This is a genomic window from uncultured Veillonella sp., from assembly GCF_938010505.1.
Taxonomy (GTDB): domain Bacteria; phylum Bacillota; class Negativicutes; order Veillonellales; family Veillonellaceae; genus Veillonella.
In genome coordinates this window covers 1-20,036 of record NZ_CALLVP010000140.1, presented here as the reverse complement: position 1 = coordinate 20,036, position 20,036 = coordinate 1, and the positions used below count along the sequence as shown (strand labels likewise).

The 20,036-nt window shown below is 40.6% G+C and carries 21 protein-coding genes; 2 read left to right on the top strand and 19 right to left on the bottom strand.

What is annotated here, in order from left to right:
- Nucleotides 1-85 precede the first annotated feature (85 nt).
- The 19 genes from Q0507_RS08555 to rpsD form a co-directional block, all read right to left on the bottom strand.
- The gene (locus tag Q0507_RS08555; RefSeq protein WP_298715067.1) at nucleotides 86-940 is read right to left on the bottom strand and encodes a polyphenol oxidase family protein; all 855 of its coding nucleotides are present in this window, start codon (nucleotides 938-940) and stop codon (nucleotides 86-88) included.
- Between the two features lie 9 nt (nucleotides 941-949).
- Nucleotides 950-2,677, bottom strand: a complete 1,728-nt coding sequence (locus tag Q0507_RS08550) for a TIGR03960 family B12-binding radical SAM protein (RefSeq protein ID WP_298715065.1) — start codon at nucleotides 2,675-2,677, stop codon at nucleotides 950-952.
- A gap of 272 nt (nucleotides 2,678-2,949) precedes the next feature.
- Entirely contained in the window at nucleotides 2,950-3,957 is a 1,008-nt protein-coding gene (gene ilvC / locus Q0507_RS08545; protein ID WP_298715063.1) for a ketol-acid reductoisomerase, read from the bottom strand.
- 141 nt (nucleotides 3,958-4,098) lie between these two features.
- The gene (locus Q0507_RS08540; protein WP_298715061.1) at nucleotides 4,099-4,884 is read right to left on the bottom strand and encodes an ABC transporter ATP-binding protein; all 786 of its coding nucleotides are present in this window, start codon (nucleotides 4,882-4,884) and stop codon (nucleotides 4,099-4,101) included.
- 11 nt (nucleotides 4,885-4,895) lie between these two features.
- Nucleotides 4,896-5,384, bottom strand: a complete 489-nt coding sequence (ilvN, locus tag Q0507_RS08535; protein WP_298715060.1) for an acetolactate synthase small subunit — start codon at nucleotides 5,382-5,384, stop codon at nucleotides 4,896-4,898.
- Complete coding sequence (gene ilvB, locus Q0507_RS08530; protein WP_298715058.1) at nucleotides 5,384-7,093, bottom strand: biosynthetic-type acetolactate synthase large subunit; 1,710 nt, start codon at nucleotides 7,091-7,093, stop codon at nucleotides 5,384-5,386. Before ilvB ends, ilvN begins: the two co-directional genes overlap by 1 nt.
- 18 nt (nucleotides 7,094-7,111) lie before the next feature.
- Nucleotides 7,112-8,335 (bottom strand): threonine ammonia-lyase, encoded by a 1,224-nt coding sequence (ilvA, locus tag Q0507_RS08525; protein ID WP_298715056.1) that lies wholly within the window; start codon nucleotides 8,333-8,335, stop codon nucleotides 7,112-7,114.
- A gap of 42 nt (nucleotides 8,336-8,377) precedes the next feature.
- On the bottom strand, nucleotides 8,378-10,048 hold the full coding sequence (gene ilvD, locus Q0507_RS08520) for a dihydroxy-acid dehydratase (protein WP_298715054.1): 1,671 nt from the start codon (nucleotides 10,046-10,048) through the stop codon (nucleotides 8,378-8,380).
- 537 nt (nucleotides 10,049-10,585) lie between these two features.
- Complete coding sequence (locus Q0507_RS08515) at nucleotides 10,586-11,989, bottom strand: DASS family sodium-coupled anion symporter (RefSeq protein ID WP_298715051.1); 1,404 nt, start codon at nucleotides 11,987-11,989, stop codon at nucleotides 10,586-10,588.
- 16 nt (nucleotides 11,990-12,005) lie between these two features.
- Nucleotides 12,006-12,449 carry a cupin domain-containing protein gene (locus Q0507_RS08510; protein ID WP_367268464.1) on the bottom strand — a complete coding sequence of 148 codons (444 nt, stop codon included), beginning with the start codon at nucleotides 12,447-12,449 and terminating at the stop codon, nucleotides 12,006-12,008.
- 67 nt (nucleotides 12,450-12,516) lie between these two features.
- Nucleotides 12,517-12,825: a heavy-metal-associated domain-containing protein gene (locus tag Q0507_RS08505; RefSeq protein ID WP_298715047.1), complete on the bottom strand. Its 309-nt coding sequence runs from the start codon at nucleotides 12,823-12,825 to the stop codon at nucleotides 12,517-12,519.
- A gap of 14 nt (nucleotides 12,826-12,839) precedes the next feature.
- On the bottom strand, nucleotides 12,840-13,082 hold the full coding sequence (locus tag Q0507_RS08500) for a twin-arginine translocase TatA/TatE family subunit (protein ID WP_298715045.1): 243 nt from the start codon (nucleotides 13,080-13,082) through the stop codon (nucleotides 12,840-12,842).
- Nucleotides 13,083-13,118: 36 nt separating this feature from the next.
- Nucleotides 13,119-13,874 carry a 6-phosphogluconolactonase gene (gene pgl, locus Q0507_RS08495; protein WP_298715044.1) on the bottom strand — a complete coding sequence of 252 codons (756 nt, stop codon included), beginning with the start codon at nucleotides 13,872-13,874 and terminating at the stop codon, nucleotides 13,119-13,121.
- A 171-nt stretch (nucleotides 13,875-14,045) separates the two neighbouring features.
- Nucleotides 14,046-14,837 (bottom strand): enoyl-CoA hydratase, encoded by a 792-nt coding sequence (locus Q0507_RS08490; RefSeq protein WP_298715041.1) that lies wholly within the window; start codon nucleotides 14,835-14,837, stop codon nucleotides 14,046-14,048.
- 91 nt (nucleotides 14,838-14,928) lie between these two features.
- Nucleotides 14,929-15,879 (bottom strand): ribonuclease D, encoded by a 951-nt coding sequence (locus Q0507_RS08485; protein WP_298715038.1) that lies wholly within the window; start codon nucleotides 15,877-15,879, stop codon nucleotides 14,929-14,931.
- Nucleotides 15,880-15,984: 105 nt separating this feature from the next.
- Nucleotides 15,985-16,377, bottom strand: coding sequence for a 30S ribosomal protein S9 (rpsI, locus tag Q0507_RS08480; protein ID WP_004695188.1), 393 nt, complete (start codon nucleotides 16,375-16,377; stop codon nucleotides 15,985-15,987).
- A gap of 20 nt (nucleotides 16,378-16,397) precedes the next feature.
- Complete coding sequence (gene rplM, locus Q0507_RS08475; RefSeq protein ID WP_008714963.1) at nucleotides 16,398-16,838, bottom strand: 50S ribosomal protein L13; 441 nt, start codon at nucleotides 16,836-16,838, stop codon at nucleotides 16,398-16,400.
- A gap of 156 nt (nucleotides 16,839-16,994) precedes the next feature.
- Nucleotides 16,995-17,372, bottom strand: a complete 378-nt coding sequence (locus tag Q0507_RS08470) for a hypothetical protein (protein WP_298715035.1) — start codon at nucleotides 17,370-17,372, stop codon at nucleotides 16,995-16,997.
- A gap of 129 nt (nucleotides 17,373-17,501) precedes the next feature.
- Entirely contained in the window at nucleotides 17,502-18,089 is a 588-nt protein-coding gene (gene rpsD, locus Q0507_RS08465) for a 30S ribosomal protein S4 (RefSeq protein WP_004695181.1), read from the bottom strand.
- A 297-nt stretch (nucleotides 18,090-18,386) separates the two neighbouring features.
- Between rpsD and Q0507_RS08460 the strand changes: the two genes are divergently transcribed.
- Both Q0507_RS08460 and Q0507_RS08455 read left to right on the top strand, forming a co-directional pair.
- Nucleotides 18,387-19,286: a LysR family transcriptional regulator gene (locus Q0507_RS08460; protein ID WP_298715033.1), complete on the top strand. Its 900-nt coding sequence runs from the start codon at nucleotides 18,387-18,389 to the stop codon at nucleotides 19,284-19,286.
- A gap of 153 nt (nucleotides 19,287-19,439) precedes the next feature.
- Nucleotides 19,440-19,763 (top strand): YnfA family protein, encoded by a 324-nt coding sequence (locus Q0507_RS08455; RefSeq protein ID WP_008602538.1) that lies wholly within the window; start codon nucleotides 19,440-19,442, stop codon nucleotides 19,761-19,763.
- The last annotated feature ends 273 nt before the right edge of the window (nucleotides 19,764-20,036 follow it).

Sequence of the window (20,036 nt, the reverse complement as noted above, 5' to 3'; positions counted from 1 at the left end):
ATTTAGGGCTTATTCCCTCCACAAATCCAAGCATGTATATACTCAAAATATCATACTTTATTATGATTCCTGTGAAAGTGGAATTTTATCGGTCTTGTAACATCGCAAATAAGACCATGCGACCTGTTAGACCTGCCTCTCGACGATAGGAATAACAGTCTACTTCACTTACACTATCGGTACCACCAATCGTGATATTCTCTGAAGGAACGCCATTTACAACGAGATCCTCACCAATAAAGTTCCATAAATTGATATAAGCCTTGTCTAGTTTGTCGCCAGGATAATTGACAACATCAGATGCATCTCGGTCTGTCATATCTCTCCAGGCTAATTCAAAACGTTTGCCTAGTTCTACATCTACTTCAAAGGACTCTGGTCCAATACTAGGTCCAAGATATATATAGCAGTCTTTGAACTCAGTTCCATAAGCCGCTTTCATAGCCTCAATGGTTAGCACTGGCAAATGACCAATAGCACCACGCCAGCCTGCATGTACCGTAGCAATCGCATGATGTTTAGCATCGTAAATGCCTACACCAACGCAGTCTGCTGTAAACAGAAATAATGGTACATGTGGTAAATTTGTAAATACTGCATCACAATCATCGATTGCCGTATCTTCCCCAAAAGCACCGGAACCAACGAGGTCCTCAGTAATCTCAACAGCCTTCAGACCATGGACTTGATTGCCACAAGAAATACGATTGGGGTCTACACCTAAATGGTCAGCAACAATAGCCCGATTTGCTCGTACATTCTGAGCTTCATCGCCTACATGAAAGGCTAGATTTAATGACTCATAAGGCGCACTAGATACACCTCCATGACGATACGTATCTCCCATACTAATAGGGAATTGATCAGCCCAACTCGGGACCTCATAAGACCACGTTCCATGGGGCCCTTTCACATCTATACGCTTTACCGATTGATTCATCAATTCCTCCTATTTACAAACACCGCATCGTTTACACCCTTGTGTGCATGGCGGTGTATATGCTTCATCGATGGATCGTTTCCATTCCATTTCGAGATAGCCCTCGTCCATACCCATATCTAAATGGCTCCACGGCAAGAATTCATCAAAACTGCGTTCGCGATAGTTCATTTCGTCCATATCTAAGCCAGCCGCCTTCATTTCAGACTTAAAAGATTTACTACCTCGATTGGCTGCACACGCTGCAATAACAGCACCTAAACGACGATCTCCACGAGCGAGAACCCCTTGAATATATGCCTCTTTAGGGGACTCTACGAGAACCTCAATACGGCGATTCTTTTGCAACGCTTTTTTTATATATTGTAATTTTTTCTCCACCGTTTTTTGATTATCCATGGCCATCCATTGAAATGGTGTAAAAGGCTTAGGAATAAACGGATTAATACTGAGCGTCAAACGACCTTTACAGCCTACCTCAACCATATGAGCCTGCGTTCTCTCCGCAAGACTTACAATAGCCTCAATATCTTCATCGGTTTCCGTTGGCAGCCCAATCATTATATACAAGCGCATATGCTGAATACCTGACTTTGCAGATAAGGTGGCTGCATTTTGTAAATGCTCTTCACTGATACCCTTGTTAATGACGCGACGCAACCGTTCACTACCCGTTTCTGGGGCAATGGTAATCGTCTTTTGTCCACTATCCGCTAGTCCATCCACCACGGCTTGTGTTAACGAGTCAGCACGCAAGGATGCACAAGAGTAATGCATATCTTTAGAGCGAATATAATTAACGAGTTCATCTACCTCAGGATAGTCTGAGATAGCAGCACCCATTAGGCCTACCTTTTTACCTAGTTTTTCTGCGCGCTCTACGCCTTCTTTCAAAATGTCCAAAGGACGTACACGAGGTACGCGGAAGCAATACCCAGCCATACAAAAGCGACAGTGACGACCACAACCACGAGCTACTTCTATGATATACATAGCGCCAAATTCAGTATAGTTCGTAGCCACCACCGTTTCACCACCGCTGGTGAGCATATCAAAGTGACGTTTAATCGTCTTAGGTACGCCCTCGACAATATCATAGCCTTTAAATTCACCATCTTCATTGTAAATCGGCACATACAAGGATGGTACATATACGCCCGATACATCCGCTAATTGACGTAAAATAGCGTGACGATCCAAGCCTTCCATTTTTCCATCTCGAATAATATCTAGGACATGGCTCACAAGGCCTTCCCCTTCGCCGATAATGAAAGCATCGATAAAATCGGCAAAAGGCTCTGGGTTGAACGTCGCACAAGGACCACCCGCAATAACGATAGGGTCAAACTCGGTGCGGTCGTTCCCCATGATAGGTACACGGCCATGACGCAACATCAACGGAATATGGAAATAATCCATTTCAAAAGTTACATCAAAGGCTACTACATCAAATTGATGCATAGGCCTTTGTGTTTCAACGCTCATAAGCGGAGTCTTAGTCTTGTCGTATGCTTCTAACTCCTTTTTCTCAGGCAAGAAGATCCGTTCACATACGCTATCACTACGTAAGTTGATTTCCTCATAAATGATGTGTAGACCAAGATTACTCATTCCTACAAAATATGTATTTGGATAGACGATAGCTACCTTTTGCCCTGCATGAGGATTTACAGTTATGCGGCTATCTTCATCTTTATATAATTCTTGTAATCGATCAATTAAATCTTTACGATTCACTAATTGCCTTTCTATATAATCTATTTAAAACGTTATTTTGTAACTTTCATTATATCATACTCTATACAAACATTTTCGATATAACTGTCTATAAAAGTGGGGATAAATCCATAATCACATTATATATATTTCCTTCTTCCCATAGCATATAATTTTTTCCAATTGAGTCTCTACATGCTTAATTATTGTCCCCAAATAACACAAAAGCGACCCCCTAAGGGGTCGCGTTCAGTAAGTATATTGCTTTGTAAGAGATTATCGATGTAATGCTCTTATTTCAACCAGCTCATCAAGTTGCGAAGTTCGCCGCCAACGGATTCGATTGGATGTTTAGCAGCTGCTTCACGATGTTCTTTAAGGAATTTTTGACCGTTCTTGGAGTCTGCCAAGAATTCATCAGCAAATTTGCCGGATTGGATATCCGCCAAGATTTGTTCCATCGCTTTTTTAGTATCTGCAGTGATTACGCGAGGACCTGCATGGTAGTCACCGTATTCAGCAGTATTGGAGATGGAGTGACGCATTTTTTGGAAGCCACCTTCGTAGATAAGGTCTACGATCAATTTCATTTCATGTAAGCACTCGAAGTAAGCGTTTACAGGTTCATAACCAGCTTCAGTTAATACTTCGAAACCAGTTTTGATCAATTCAGTAACACCACCGCACAATACAGCTTGTTCACCGAAGAGGTCAGTTTCAGTTTCGGATTTGAAGTTAGTTTCCAAGATACCGGAACGGCCACCGCCTACACCAGAAGCCCATGCTAATGCAACTTCTTCAGTATCGCCAGATGGGTCTTTTTCTACAGCGTATAAGCAAGGAACACCGGATCCTTCTTGGTATGTACGACGAACTAAATGACCAGGGCCTTTAGGAGCTACCATAAATACGTTTACGTCTTCACGAGGAACGATTTTGCCGAAGTGAATGTTGAAGCCGTGAGCGAACGCCAAGTACGCACCTTGTTTCAAGTTTGGAGCAATATCTTGTACATATACGTCTGCTTGTAATTCGTCTGGAATCAATACCATAACGATATCAGCGCCTTTAACGGCTTCTGCAGTTTCTTTTACTGTAAGACCTGCTTCTTCAGCCGCTTTCCAGCTAGAAGAACCACCGCGAAGACCAATTGTTACGTCCATACCATTTTCTTTCAAGTTCAATGCATGAGCATGACCTTGGGAACCGTAACCTAACACTGTAATTTTTTTGCCTTCCAATTTGCTTAAATTACAATCTGCATCATAATAAACTGTAGTACCTAAAATTTTACCTGCCATATTAGACAACCTCCAAACATATTCAATAGAATATAGATTATATATACTGTACACAATCTAACAAATTTTTGCAAGATGTGGCGTACATTAATTTAGTATCAGTAAGCCAAGTTTTAAGCCACTGATAAAGAAATTTGATAACTACCGAACGATCACCCACGGGCGATCGTCCTTCCATACAACTTGTAGGGGAATTCCAAATACATCAGATAAGTTTTCATCTGTTAACACCATGTGCTTTGGCCCCGCATACACCATCTTGCCCTCTCGCAAGATGGCTACATGTGTAATGAATGGTAGTATCTCTTCAATTTGATGTGACACATAGATAATCGGTGTCTTCTGCTCTGTTACCAAAGTGGATACGGTGCGCAAGAATCGTTCTCGTGCCGGTAAGTCTAAGCCAGAGCAAGGCTCATCCAATATCAATAAATCTGGATTTGCCATAATAGACCGCGCTAACAATACACGACGCTGTTCACCAGCAGACAAGGTATGAAAACGATGCCCCGCTAAATAAGCGAGACCGAACTCAGCTAATAATTGCATTCCTCGTTGGCGCACCTCGGGCTCTACCTCTTGATATATACCGATACTACTGAAAGCACCAGAAATGACAACATCCTCTACCACTTGTTTATCTAAGGTAGATTGAAATTGTCCAAGAGCAGAGCTCACAAAGCCTAATCTAGATTTAATCTTAGGCCACGCATATTTACCAAATTCATGACCAAATACGCGCAAAGTGCCTGTCGTAGGAATTTGATAGGCTGGTATCATGCTGAGTAGCGTTGATTTACCCGCCCCATTGAGCCCTAACAGAGCCCAATGTTCACCTTCCTCTATATGCCAATTTACATGATCTAGGATTGGTCTGCCGTCTCGGCGAAAGCAGACATTTTCATAATGGAGTAACTCATTCCCCACGCTATCAGCTCCTACATTTTTTCTCCACGGCTCATAGCAGTGATACCCGTTTTGGCAATCTCAAGAATACCATAGGTTTCCATAATTTGAATGAAACCACGTAATTTTTCTACACTGCCGATAACTTCAATAATCATAGATGTAGGAGAAATATCGAGCACATTGCCGCGATATACGTCGGCAATTTGTACAATTTGAGATCTTGTAGTTGCAGAGGCTTTTACCTTGATAAGCATCAACTCACGGCATACTACATCGTGATCTTCAAATACTTTAACCTTCACAACATCGATGAGCTTGTAGATTTGCTTTTGAACTTGGTCCAAAATACGGTCATCCGCCTCAACAGTAATAGTAATACGAGCATAGCCAGGCTTATTTGTGATGCCCGAGGTCATCTTTGTAACGTTAAAGCCACGGCGGTTAAAGAGTGCCAAAATACGCGTACCAATACCTGGTGTATTTTTTGCAATGATTAAGACTTGATGTTCTCTCGCCATTATAGCACCCCTTTCTTGCCCATCATGCCGCTAATAGTACCGCCAGCAGGAATCATTGGCAATACATTGTCTTCCCGTTCAACACGACAATCTAGAACAATACTTTCATCAGATGTAATAAAAGATTTGAACTCTTTGTCGAAAGCTTCAACAGTATTTAGACGAGCTGCTTTCAAGTTGAACGCATCAGCTAATTTCAAGAAGTCAGGACTTACCTCCAAATCTACATAGGAATAGCGTCGATCATTAAAAATTTCTTGCCACTGACGAACCATGCCAAGGTAACCATTGTTGATGATGACAATCTTGATCGGTAAGTTGTATTGGCGAACCATCATGAGCTCTTCGCAAGTCATTTGGAAGCCCCCATCGCCAACAACAAGGATAACTTGCTTCTTAGGTGCCCCTACTTGAGCACCGATAGCCGCCGGCAAGCCATAACCCATCGTACCCGCACCGCCAGAGGTAACGATAGTATGAGGTTTTTTATGCGTTAAGAATTGAGCAGCCCACATTTGGTGTTGACCTACATCACTTACGATAATAGCGTCATCTTTAGCGATTTTATTAAGCTCAGACAATACGTACTGAGCGTGTAATACACCATTTTCTGACTCGGGAACCACAAGAGGATATTCCTCTTGCCATTCGCGAATTTGTTCAAGCCAAGCTTCATGAGTTGCTGGCTCAAGGAGTTCATTTAGCTCGGTTAATACGCGCTTCAAATCTCCTACGATAGGTACGTTGATAATAACGTTTTTATCAATCTCAGCTGGATCGATATCGATATGAATGATTTTAGCTTTTTTACAGAAGAAATCCGGATGACCTGTAATGCGGTCATGGAAACGAATACCTGCGGCAATAACGAGGTCTGCCTCATCTGTACTATTATTTGCTGCTACAGAACCATGCATGCCAACCAGTCCAAGCGCTAATTCATGATCTCCTGGGAAGCCCCCAAGACCAACCAATGTATTTGTTACCGGAATTTGAGCCTTTTCAGCTAATTCCTTAAGCTCATCCATAGCACCAGATTTCAATACGCCGGCACCAGCAATAATAAGCGGACGTTTAGCGTTTTTAATGAGAGTAGCCGCTTTTTTAATTTGTCCCAAGTGCCCTTTATAGGTTGGATCATACCCTTCTAAATGAATAGGTACTTCGTACAATTTATTGTATTCCGCCATAGATATTTTTTCTGTTTGAATATCCTTTGGAATATCGATGAGCACAGGGCCTGGGCGACCTGTACCAGCAATAAAGTACGCCTCTTTAATGACGCGAGGCAAGTCGTGGATATCTTGTACAAGATAGTTATGCTTTGTAATAGGCATCGTAATACCTTGGATATCCGCCTCTTGGAAGGAGTCCTTACCGATGAAAGGACGACCAACCTGACCAGTAATGGCTACCATTGGTACGGAATCCATGTACGCAGTCATAATACCTGTCACAAGGTTCGTAGCACCTGGACCAGATGTAGCAAGACATACGCCGACACGACCGGATACGCGAGCATAACCGTCTGCTGCATGTGCTGCACCTTGTTCATGACGAACGAAATAATGTTTAATATCAGGGAAGCTATAAATTTCATCATAAATTGGAATTACCGCGCCACCTGGGTAACCGAACATATCGGTTACGCCTAAGCGATGCAATGTTTCAAGGACAATACGTGCCCCATTGATTGTTTCTGCGCTCATAGGAACCCTTTCAACCAGCTATTCAGATAGATTTTCGCTGGAATTTAGACGTTTAATAATGTAGCCATTATGTTTGAAAGTATCAATAATGCTTTGGATATGCTCTTCACCGTTGGTTTCAACAGTTACTTGCAACTCCACTTCGTGGAAGCGGTCAAGGTTTTTAAACTGATTGTGATCCAGTTTAATAACATTTGCATCTGCATCCGCCAGCATTTGAGATACCGCCACCAATTGACCTGGTTTATCAGGTAGGTTAACGGAGAAGGTAAAGATACGACCACGTACTACAAGACCTTTATTGATCATCGAGGAAATGGTAAGTACGTCGATATTTCCACCGCTGACGATGGCTACCACCTTTTTACCTGTACAGTTCAATTTTCTAAGACCTGCCAAGGGTAAAATACCTGAATTTTCTGCTACTAATTTATGTTTTTCAACAAGCAACAGGAATGCTTCCATCAATTCATAGTCAGAAACGGTAATAATATCATCTACGTATTGTTTGATATATTCTAATGTAGTTTCACCAATTTGGCGTACTGCCGTACCATCAGCAATCGTCGCCACTTCATCGAGTGGTACTGGGTGATCAGCCTTTAATGCAGCGATTGCACTTGCTGCACCTTCAGGCTCTACACCGATAATTTTAACGCGCGGATTTTTTAACTTTGCCGCTGCCGCAATACCAGATACGATACCACCGCCCCCAACAGGAACAAGCAATACATCCGCATCAGGAAGTTCATCGAGAACCTCGAGGGCAATTGTCCCTTGCCCTTCAATTACATCTTCATCATCAAAAGGATGGACGAATACATAACCATGTTCTTGTTGGAGTTCCATCGCTTTTTGACAAGCTTCATCATAAATCTCACCATGTAATACGACCTCTGCGCCGTATTGTTTTGTAGCATTAACCTTGATAAGAGGTGTATGTTTTGGCATAACGATAGTGGCTTTAATACCAAGACGTTTTGCGGCAAGGGCCACGCCTTGTGCGTGGTTGCCTGCAGAAGCGGCGATAACACCGCGTGCCTTTTCCTCTTCCGTCAATTTTGCAATCTTATTATAAGCTCCACGGACCTTAAAGGAGCCTGTTATTTGCAAGTTTTCTGGCTTGATATACACATCATTGCCACACTCGTCGGAGAACACATCACTATGAAGCAATTTCGTTTTCACAGTGATTGTACTTAATCGCTCACGAGCCTCCATAAAATCATATAATTTGTGCATGTACACTATCTCCTCTAGTTAGTATTAAATGAAAGTCTAGTATTAGTCTTCAAATACTTCGATAGCACCTTGTGCTGCAGAGGATACGTGAAGAGCGTATTTTTTAAGGTATCCAGTTACATTGGATTTGAACGGTTTTAATGCCGCTTTACGACGAGCAATTTCGCCATCAGATACAGCCAATTCCAATTTACCGTTTGGAATGTCGATATTGATGATATCGCCATCTTCAACAACGGCGATTGTACCACCAGCAGCCGCTTCTGGAGATACGTGGCCGATAGATGCGCCACGAGTCGCACCGGAAAAACGACCATCTGTCAACAAAGCTACATCTTTATCTAGACCCATACCGGCGATCATGGATGTTGGTGTCAACATTTCGCGCATACCAGGACCGCCTTTAGGACCTTCGTAGCGGATAACGACAACGTCACCTTTTACGATTTTACCGCCGGTGATAGCTTCAACGGCTTCTTCTTCGCTGTTGAATACTTTAGCTGGACCAGAGTGAACGAGCATATCTGCATCTACGGCACCGGCTTTTACAACGGAACCATCTTCAGCAAGATTACCTTTAAGAACAGCGATGCCCCCAGTTTCATGGACTGGGTTATCCCAAGGGTGAATAACATCTTCGTCTGCTACGAATGCTGCCTCAGCAATTTCACCTTGTGTTTTAAGAGCTACTGTTTGGCAATCTGTATGGAGACGACCATTTTCTGCTAAGCGTTTCAACACCGCAGACACACCGCCCGCAGCGTACAAGTCTTCGATAAAGTACACGCCAGATGGAGACAATTTAGATAACTGAGGTGTAATTTGCGCAATGCGATCGAAATCGTCTAGGGATAAAGGAACACCTGCTTCGTGAGCAATGGCCGGCAAGTGAAGCGCCGTATTAGAGGAGCCACCTAAAGCCATATCGAGAGCCACCGCATTTTCAAAGGCTTTGCGAGTCATGATATCTTTTGGACGAAGGTTTGCTTTTAATACTTCTACCGCTTGCATACCTGCTAATTTAGCAAGACGTAAACGTTCAGAGTATACAGCAGGGATAGTACCATTACCAGGAAGGCCCATACCGAGAGCCTCTGTTAAGCAGTTCATTGTGTTTGCTGTGTACATACCAGAGCAAGAGCCACATGTAGGACAGGCATTATTTTCAATGCTTGCCAATTCTTCGTCGCCCATTTCGCCAGTTTGGTGTTTACCTACCGCTTCGAATACGTCGGACAAACCAATTTTTTTACCTTTATGTACACCAGCGAGCATGGCCCCGCCAGATACGAATACAGATGGAATATTAAGGCGAGCCGCAGCAATCAACATACCTGGTACTACTTTATCGCAGTTTGGAATGAATACCATCGCATCGAATGGTGTGGCCATAGATGTTGCTTCGATGGAGTCAGCAATGATATTACGTGTAACTAAGGAGTATTTCATGCCGATGTGATTCATTGCCAAGCCGTCACAAATACCGATGGTATTGAATTCGATTGGCACACCACCTGCGTTGCGGATGCCGTCTTTTACGGCTTGTACAATATTTTTCAGGCCTACGTGACCAGGGATAATTTCGTTGAAAGAGTTCGCAATACCAATGACTGGTCTGCCCATTTCTTCGTCAACAAAACCCAGAGCTTTTAGCAAAGATCTGTGTGGTGCACGTGCTACGCCTGTTTTTAAATTGTCACTTCTACAACTCATGTTAATCTCCTCACTTTTGAAAGCATCCACTTGGACAGCTTTCACAACGCATAAAAAAAGACGATTCCAATGAATCGTCTTAAAAGTTTACAAATGATATTCCTTTTGTTTACAGAATTCCTATATATACATAAATAAGCCTATGTACCCCTTGGAAAATATACACACAAGAAACAAACTATATAGCCAAATCTTATTGATTGTATATTAAACCATTCGCGGAACTTCTAAGACAAAAACGTGTTAAGTTGTTGTTCATAATTCGAATGTCATTAATAATCACGACTAGCGCAATAATCAATAAGCTAATGACTAAACCTAACATGTTTCCTCCTAAAAAATTCTGTAATAGTAATCACGGAATAATAATAACACGTTACATTATCCCGCGCAAGATAATTCGCTATAAATTCTATAGATTCATCATAGTTTTTTTATGAAGTTCACCATACCCAAAAACTATAGCAAACCTAGTAAGGTATAAAAAATGTAGATATAACAAGAAAAATCCCTCACCGTAGTGAGGGATTGAAAATATTATAAGATACCAAAAATCCACATACCGAGGGTACCGCCCCAGAAGTGAATGAGGAAGCTTACCACAGAAATGGCGAGCCCTACTCTCCACCACGTACCTTGTGGCACATAGCCAGCACCAAAGAAGATTGGCGTTACACCAGAGCTATAATGAGTCAATGTACAACCAGGGCTATTCATCAAGCCAAAGAGCAAGATAGTAAACGGAACTGGTGCTCCCATGGCAACGAGAATCGCTGCAAAAGCGGAGAACAACGCCGTAATACGCGCCGTACCGCTGGCAAAGAAGTACTGAGAATATACAAAGGTAGCGGAAATGATAAAGGATGCCCAGAACCAATCAAAGCCGGCTAAATGCTGGCTTACAAAGTCGGCAAAGACAGCTACTACACCTAGTTTACCAAGTAGGCCTGCCATACCAACGAGTGTCCCCATCCAAATGAGGATGTCCCAACCAGTGCGTTCCCCTAAAATATCATCCCAGGTAAGAGAACCTGTTACAACGCAAGCTAGAACGCCCATCATAGCCACTACTGTAGGATGAAGCTTAGTCCAAATGGCTGTAGCCCAAAGCAAAATACAAAGTACAAAGATTATAGCTACGGAAATTTCAGCCTTTGTAATCGGCCCAAGAGCATTCAACTCTTTTTGAGCCATCACAGCCGCTTCTGGAGTTTCCTTAATCTCAGGAGGATAGATCTTATAGATGAACCAAGGCATCAAAATCATACAAATCACACCAGGGATGACACCTGCTTGGAACCATTCCCACCAAGAAATATCATAGCCGAATAATTTCGCACCTAAGGACGTAATAAGTAGGTTACCACTACATGCGGTCAAAAAGATCGTTACTGTAATAGTGTTAATAGTATGTGCCGTCGTCATCAAGTACGCCCCAATGCGGCGAGCCGTATTGCCATATGGTTCAGAGTCAAATGCTAAGGAAATATTTTGTACGATTGGGAATACGATACCACCGCCACGAGCCGTATTAGATGGGGTGGCTGGAGAAATAATCAAGTCCGTACAAGCCAAAGCATAGGCAAGCTTTAATGAGCTAGTCCCAAAGGAGCGAATCAAGGTATACGCAATGCGCTTACCAAGGCCAGAATTAATAATGCCTCGTGAAAAGAATACGGCCGCTACGATAAGCCACACATTAGCCTCTGCATAACCACCTAGTGCTTGTACCATCGTAATGGACTTTGTTACTACTGCCGCGACAATGCCAAAGAGCGCCATAATGCCCGTTGGCCAAGGTCGTAAAATAAACCCTACAATAGTGGCTGTAAAGATTGCTAATAAATGCCACCCTTCAGGCTTGATTGCCTCTGTATGAGGCGAGAACCAGATTACAATGCCCACTAAAACAGTAAGGGCAGCTCGCGTAAAAGTATTCATAGAACCTCCATCAGTCTTAACAGCTTTCCAAAAATTCCTTGATCTTAGGATTTGCTCTTAACCCATCCATTTCTTCAGAGGATAACAATTTAACTTTATCCCGCTCTTGGTTTACCAAGCAAAGAAATCCAATATAGTCGCTTTTATTAGCTCGGAACTGATGGATTGTCTTGCCAGGAATTTCAATGAAATCACCAGACGCGACATCATGAACCTCATCGCCTAACAACAATTGCCCCTTACCACGGAAAATCATAACCATATGAGTATGTTCGTGATATTCTAAGGTCGAATAGCCCCCAGGCAAACATTCAAAATAGCGGAATTGACACGGAATATCATAAGCCCCATCGTATAACACTTGACGTGTTACATCTTTAAAAGGACTACCATCGTGCTTATATACCAAGGTGTCGACGCCATCCCACTTGAAATTTTTAGCATCAAACTTGCGTATCATCATATTACCTCGTTAAACAAAAAGGGCTGCATCGAAACAATGTTTCAATACAGCTCCAAAGGTTCGATTATTTGAAGAAACGTTTCAATGTTCCCATTAAACCATGACTATGTTTTTCTACACCATCTGCAACACCTGTTACTTCAAAGCCGGTCTTTTCAATAGCCATCGAAATAACGTCTACAGCGGATTTAGTAGGATCAAAAGAAATCGTAACCGTTTTATCGTCCAAATTTACTTCTGAACTCAATACGCCTGGTAGCGCAAGAGATGCCCCTTCCACCGCTTCTTTACAGTTGTTGCACATCATACCCGGTACATTAAATACCTTTGTTACAACGCCATTATCTTCGCCACAACCACAATCTTTGCACATAGTGTTACCTCCTATTAATCGTTAGCTTCTTTATGTTTGTCGTCGTTCTTAGCCCCTGCTGTTACGTCGATAGTAGTCGCTTTTTTAACGGCTTCTTTCGTTTCATCAACAGTTTTTTTAGGACCGGAAATAGCATCTTTAAACTCATTAATGCCTTTACCAATAGCTTTACCGACTTCAGGTAATTTACCAGGACCGAAGATAACTAGAGCAATCACTAATATAACTATTAATTCAGGTGTTCCTATAGACCCCATATGTATCTCCTTTATTAATACTACTACTTATACTCTTTAGTGTACATCATCATAGGCTGCCTTGTCCACATACCAGGTCATAGCTTCTTGTGAAAGCACCGCTCCAGGCAATACACGACCAATGCGTTTTTCCCAAGGTAAATCCTCGTAATCTTCGCGTTGATACAATACCTTTGTCAAAGCAGTTCGCTTACTTTCACCAGTTACGGTAAACCAAACCGCATCAGATTTTGCTAGGAATGAAAAGGTCATAGAAATACGTTCCCATACCTTTCCATCCTCAACGGCTACCACATCTTGATCTGTGACACGCAATGCATGAGAGCCTGCAAATAGGCCAGCTGTATGACCATCTTCACCAAGATCGAGCAATGCCAAATCTAAGCCACTTTTTTTACAGGCCTTGAGAACAGTCTTAACCTCTTTCTCGTATTCGGCAGCTGCTTCTATTACAGTTTTAGAATCTGTATTGATTGGCAAGAAATGAGCCGCCCCTTTCGCCTTGCACAACAAGTAAGGTTTCACGCGATTAAAGTAATTATCCTCATGAGATTGCGTCAAGAATCGCTCATCAGTCCACACAAAGAATATGCGTTCCCAATTGAGGCGCTCTATATATTCTGGGGAATTAAGCAATTCTAATAAACCATTAATAACAGTCCCTCCCGTAATACCAACAATGCACGTTTCAGTGCGATTGATTTCCTCGTTGGTGAAAGCAATAAAATCCTCAGCCAATGCTTGAACAACATCGCTAGGACTGTCATAACATTTAATTGTATCTTGAGCCATGTAATAATGACCTCCTAAAACTATTATAATAGTTCTATTATATACACTTTTTCGGTGTAATGAAAGCAAAAACCGATGTAACTCAATAGTTGGAGCCACATCGGTTCTAATTATATTCGTATCTTCTTATGAATTACATGAAAATCCATTCCATATATTCATAAATCCATATTAATTTTGACCAAATTTAGGGCGGCGACGTTCGGTAAAAGCACGTACACCTTCTTTGAAGTCCTCTGAAAGACCTAATGCACATTGGTTTTCTACTTCAAACTTCTTGTACTCTTCCCAGCCAGCTAAGAAGCTATTCCACATCATTTCCTTCATAACGCGATAAGATTGTGCAGGTCCTTTTGCCAACTTCTCAACAAGACGTCTTGTAGCAGTCTCTAGATCCTCTAATTCACAAACCTTATACACAAAGCCCAATTCCTTACCTTTTTCAGCAGATACGGCTTCACCGGTCATGACAATATGCATAGCACGGTTCATACCAATAGAGCGAGTCAACAAGAACAAACCGCCCGCATCAGGAGCAAGACCTACATTTACGAAGGCTTGAATAAAGCGTACGTTGTTAGCAGCCACAACAAAGTCCGCCGCCAAAGCCATATTAAACGCCGCACCTGCTGCAGCCCCTTGAAGGCTCATGATAACAGGTTTAGGTAAACGTTTCATAGCCATAGAAATCTGAGCTACCAGTTCAACGATTTCAAATAAAGACTCTGTATCCCCTTCGTTTACAGCGCGCTCCATTTCTGTTAAATCACCACCAGCAGAGAATACCTTTCCCTCTGCATTGATGAGCAACGCTCGAACGCTTTCATCATTATGCGCTTTATCTAAGACCTCAAGGATCTCCTTGCACATCTCGATATTAAAACCATTGGCTACGGTTGGACGATTAAAGGTCAACGTACCAATACCGTTGTCCACTACGTATTGAATTGTATTATAAATCATATGATTTCTCCTATATAAAAATCTATTTTCGAAAAAATTCGATTATTATATATCTATTATAGGAGAATTAAATATGGATGTAAATGTAAAATTACTGCTTTTCACTAAACCCAATATTAAATAAATTTTCGAATTGAGTAATAGATTCTGGCAAAATAGCTTTGTATTTATCGTAAAAATATTGTAACTCTTTAGATGTAATTTTTATAACATTTTTCATTTTTTCCATATTATTAATTGTAGGAGCATATAAGTAAATATAATAGCCTTTATCTTCATATGCTTTAAAACTAAGAGCATCTAATGCTGTCGCTTGTTTTGCTTTAACTTGAACAACGGCTTTTTTTAAATTGTTAATATCACGAGAAATAAATTGACATTCAATTTTTACAGTCGTTGATTTATTAGCAATAGAGTTAGAAAGAAGATAGTACCCTTCAACAATTTGAATATAAGAAATTACTAATTCCTCTAATTCAAAAGCAGGCAAATTATCAATCATATTATTTTCTATATTTAAATTATCCTCATAATAATCTTTTTTTGATAATTTATTAAATACATATTTTGAGTACTCAATAATGGTTGAATCCTTTAATCGCTCAACAATACCACCTCTAGATCGATTGAAAGACGCTTTTATTAGCCCTGGTACTTCCAAACCAAATGCATAGGCTTTAACAGGTAAAATGGCACCAATATCTAAATCTTTATTTAAATAAGCTTTTGCAGGTTCTGTTACTCTACAAATCCAATAAACACCATTCAAATCGCGTGTCCAAAATAAATCATTCACACACGCATCCTTAAATATATTTAAAGCAGAATTTAACCGACGCTTCTGCCCATGTACATACGTTACTACTGCACCATAAAACGCAGAGTAATCATCACTTTCAAAATCAACACAACTCCAACCTATAGCTAGAAATTGATTTTTATCATGTAAGCAGAAATCAATTAATTTCTCCCTTTGATTTGTATCGGTCTTTAAATTAATTCTTGTAACGTAATCCTTTTTATATGTGATTTTACTTCCCATAATACTCCCCTTAATAAACAAAATATATACTAACTATACCACAAGTAAAACGCAAAAAACACCTGCAGACAATGTCTGCAGGTGTAATAACCTGTATTCCAAATATTAACGTTTGGAGAATTGGCTTGCTTTGCGGGCTTTTTTAAGACCGTATTTTTTACGTTCTTTCATACGTGGGTCACGAGTCAAGAAGCCAGCTTTTTTCAAAGATTGACGAAGTTCGCCATCTACGTCCAATAACGCACGGGAGATACCGTGACGAATTGCACCAGCTTGACCGGAAGGACCGCCACCAGCTACAGTTGCGATAACATCGTATTGTTCAACTGTGTTAGTCAAGTTCAAAGGTTGTTTTACGATCAATTCCAAAGTTTGGCGACCGAAATAATCATTAAGTTCACGTTTGTTAACAGTGATTTTACCTGTGCCCGGTACCAGACGAACTCTAGCAACGGAAGATTTTCTACGACCAGTGCCGTAATATTGTGCTACTGCCATTATATATTCCTCCCTCTAGATTATCGTACGGAAATTTCTAACACTTCTGGTTTTTGAGCTGCATGTGGATGCTCAGGACCAGCGTATACATTTAATTTACGGTATTGTTGTGCACCCAATTTATTTTTTGGAAGCATACCACGAACTGCCATCTCAACAACACGTTCAGGTTGTTTTTCAAGCATCATACCCAATTTAGTGAAACGGGAACCACCTGGGTAACCAGAGTGACGGAAGTATTCCTTTTGTTCCAATTTTTTACCAGTTACGCGAATTTTTTCTGCGTTTACAACGATCACATGGTCACCAGTGTCTACGTGTGGTGTGAAAGTTGGTTTATTTTTGCCCCGAAGAACTTTTGCAACTTCGGCAGCAAGGCGTCCTAAAGTTTTACCTTCAGCGTCAACAACATACCATTTCCGTTCGATTGTGTTCGGATTGGCCATATATGTAGTTTTCATGCTGCTTATCCTCCTAATAACGTCATAATTCTACCAAAATCAGCTAGTCCTCGCTTCCGGGGCTAATGGAAACACGACTAAAGCTTACTCAAAATAGTATACAGATTTTATGGGGTTGTGTCAATTAAAATTTAGCAGTTATATGCTGTCATCAAATTATTTTTTTAGTATAGAATTACATTGCTGTATTACCTCATTCAATACGGTCTGATCAGTATTAAGAAGAAGTTTAACCCAATTATCACGCCAACTGCCTCCCAATTGAGCTTCTACTGTTATATGTCCATATGATTTACATATAATATGGACATAATCATCCGAATCATCATAAGCAATACGAACGTCTCCATCTAATGTAATATATATTAATTTGAGTTGACTGACTAATTCTCTAAATTCATTGACAGTATAAACAAATGTGCCTCGACCGGAAAAGTCGCCACTTTTAATATATACACTAAAAACAATACACTCTTCCCGAGGCTCAACATCTGTAAAATATTTTTCTTCTAACTCAACACGTATAAAATCCATTAGTATCTCCTATAACATCATCGTCTCTAGCCTTCTCTACTGCCTATTTATTAAGCCCTTTTAAAAATAATACACACAACAAACATACAAAAACCCGCAGTGCATAGCACTGCGGGCAATAGCGCCAAATTATTTGGAGTACAATTCGACGATAAGTGTTTCATTAACTTCGATAGGAAGTTCTTCACGTTGAGGAAGACGAGTGAATGTAGCTTTGAAGCCTTCCAAGTCTTTTTCAATGTAAGGAAGTTCGAAAGAACGAAGTTCTTGGAAATTAGTTTTGAACATTTCGTTGTCACGAGATGCTTCGCGTAATTCGATTACATCGCCTGGTTTGCAGGAGAAGGAAGGAATGTCTACGCGACGACCGTTTACCAAGATGTGGCCATGGTTTACCATTTGACGAGCTTGACGAATGGAATTACCGAAACCGATGCGATATACAAGGTTGTCAAGACGTTGTTCCAAAAGGATCAACATGTTTTGACCTGTAACACCTTGCATTTTTTTCGCTTTATCATAATAGCGTACGAACTGGCGTTCTAGCAAGTTGTAGTAAGCTTTAACTTTTTGTTTTTCTAATAATTGTGTGCCATACTCAGACATTTTCTTCTGACGTTGGTCTTTTTTGACGCGATTCAAGGCTTTTGCGTGACCGAATACGTTCACACCAAAGCGACGACAAAGTTTGAATCGAGCCTCTCTTCTCGTTGCCATGTGATTATCACCTCATAAGATTAAAATAAACTTGTACCTACACATAATGGTACCCAAGTATAATATCATTTTCATCTACTTATGTCAATTATTGATAATGGTTAAAGTTGTTGAAATAAGTGCATAATCACAATTTTTGATTACACTTTTTTACGATAATACTACGCACTATATCGATTGTGCATGTTTCATCATATTTTATAGATTTAGATGAAAAATCAATTATAGTATGCTACAATATGAATAAGTAAGGTAATAGGTATCATTGGAGTCTTATGTCTAAGTTGGGGGAATAACATGAAAGAGTTACCTACAATGCAAGAGCTACAAAGTTTTATTACCTATAATAAAACAGGAAGCTTTACATTAGCTGCACAATCTATGAATATTACACAATCAGCTTTCAGCGCTCAAATGAAAAAATTAGAGCGTTTAGTTGGTGTGAAATTAATCTCCCGTTCCACAAGAGGTAGCCGTTTAACACCAGAAGGTGAGTTATTCCTACCAGAAGCAGAACAAGTTCTCGACACGTTGGAACGAGCTATCCAATCCATTCGTTTGGCTAGCAAGGTTGAACGTCCAATTCTAAACATTGGCGTATTACGTAGTCTTGGGGATATCCGTCTAAACGGTTACGTATCCCACTTCTTCCAAAACCATCCTGAATTCTCTGTTAGCATTTACGACATGGAAGAAGAAGAATTGATGCTCGACTTGCGTGAAAACCGCATCGACATTGCATTGCTTTATTTGCCAAATAATAAGGATATGTCCGCATACGAATCTACAGCTCTTAGAGAGGATGAATTTGTATACTATGCGCCAAACTTAGTAGAAGGTATGGAAACGGCTAGTTTGAAAGCTATCCAGCAACAACCATTGCTCATGTATCCGCCTAAATACTTTATGTATCGCACATTGAAAAACTATGTCGGCAACGGTCAACAAAACCTACACATCCGCGGTAGCCGTCTATCTAACCCATATACAATGATCGACTACTGTCAAAAGAATAAATCTGGTTGCATCGTAGCACGCCAAATTTTAACATCTTTAAACATCAACGATGGCTTTGTACCTTTAGAAAAACCATTCAAACTACAAGTCTGCTTCGCATTTAAGAAGAATAATTCTAAAACAGAAACCATGCATACTTTCATGGATTATGTGCACAGCGAATCACCACCACGTTTATAATAACTAATAGAACCCCGTATACCTTTTGGTATACGGGGTTTTACTATAAACAACAAATGACCTAACTATATAAAACAATTGCCCTCTTTTGTCCTAAGTTGTACAATAGAGAATAGATTTCAATTAATACAGTAAGAATGCAGTGAGGTTACTATGCTCTTATCTATTCTATTCTTTATACTAGCAGGACTTGCGGAAATCGGTGGCGGCTATCTCGTATGGCTCTATATGCGTGACGACAAAGGACCTATCTACCTAATCGCAGGTGCTTTTATTTTATTCTTATATGGCATCATTCCTACCTTCCAGCCAGAAGCTAGCTTTGGGAAAGTATACGCAGCATACGGCGGCGTATTCATTGCCCTCTCTATTCTCTGGGGCTGGCTTGTGGACGGCTTACGGCCAGACATGTATGATATCATCGGTGGTATCGTGTGCCTTGTAGGCGTATATATCATCATGTATGCACCGCGATAATATCAAAATACACTATAACTAAATACGCTATACAAAAAGAGTACAACCATAATGAGTTGTACTCTTTTTGTTTATCAGCGAGTATCTTTTTAAAGTATAAGATTTAATGAAATTCAATACAAAGAAACTATTAAATTCAACTATGAGTAATTTAGATACTAAAAATATGAGTTAATTTAGATACTAAAAAACGGCTATCCGAAGATAACCGTTTGCTTTGGTGGACGATGACAGGATCGAACTGCCGACATCCTGCTTGTAAGGCAGGCGCTC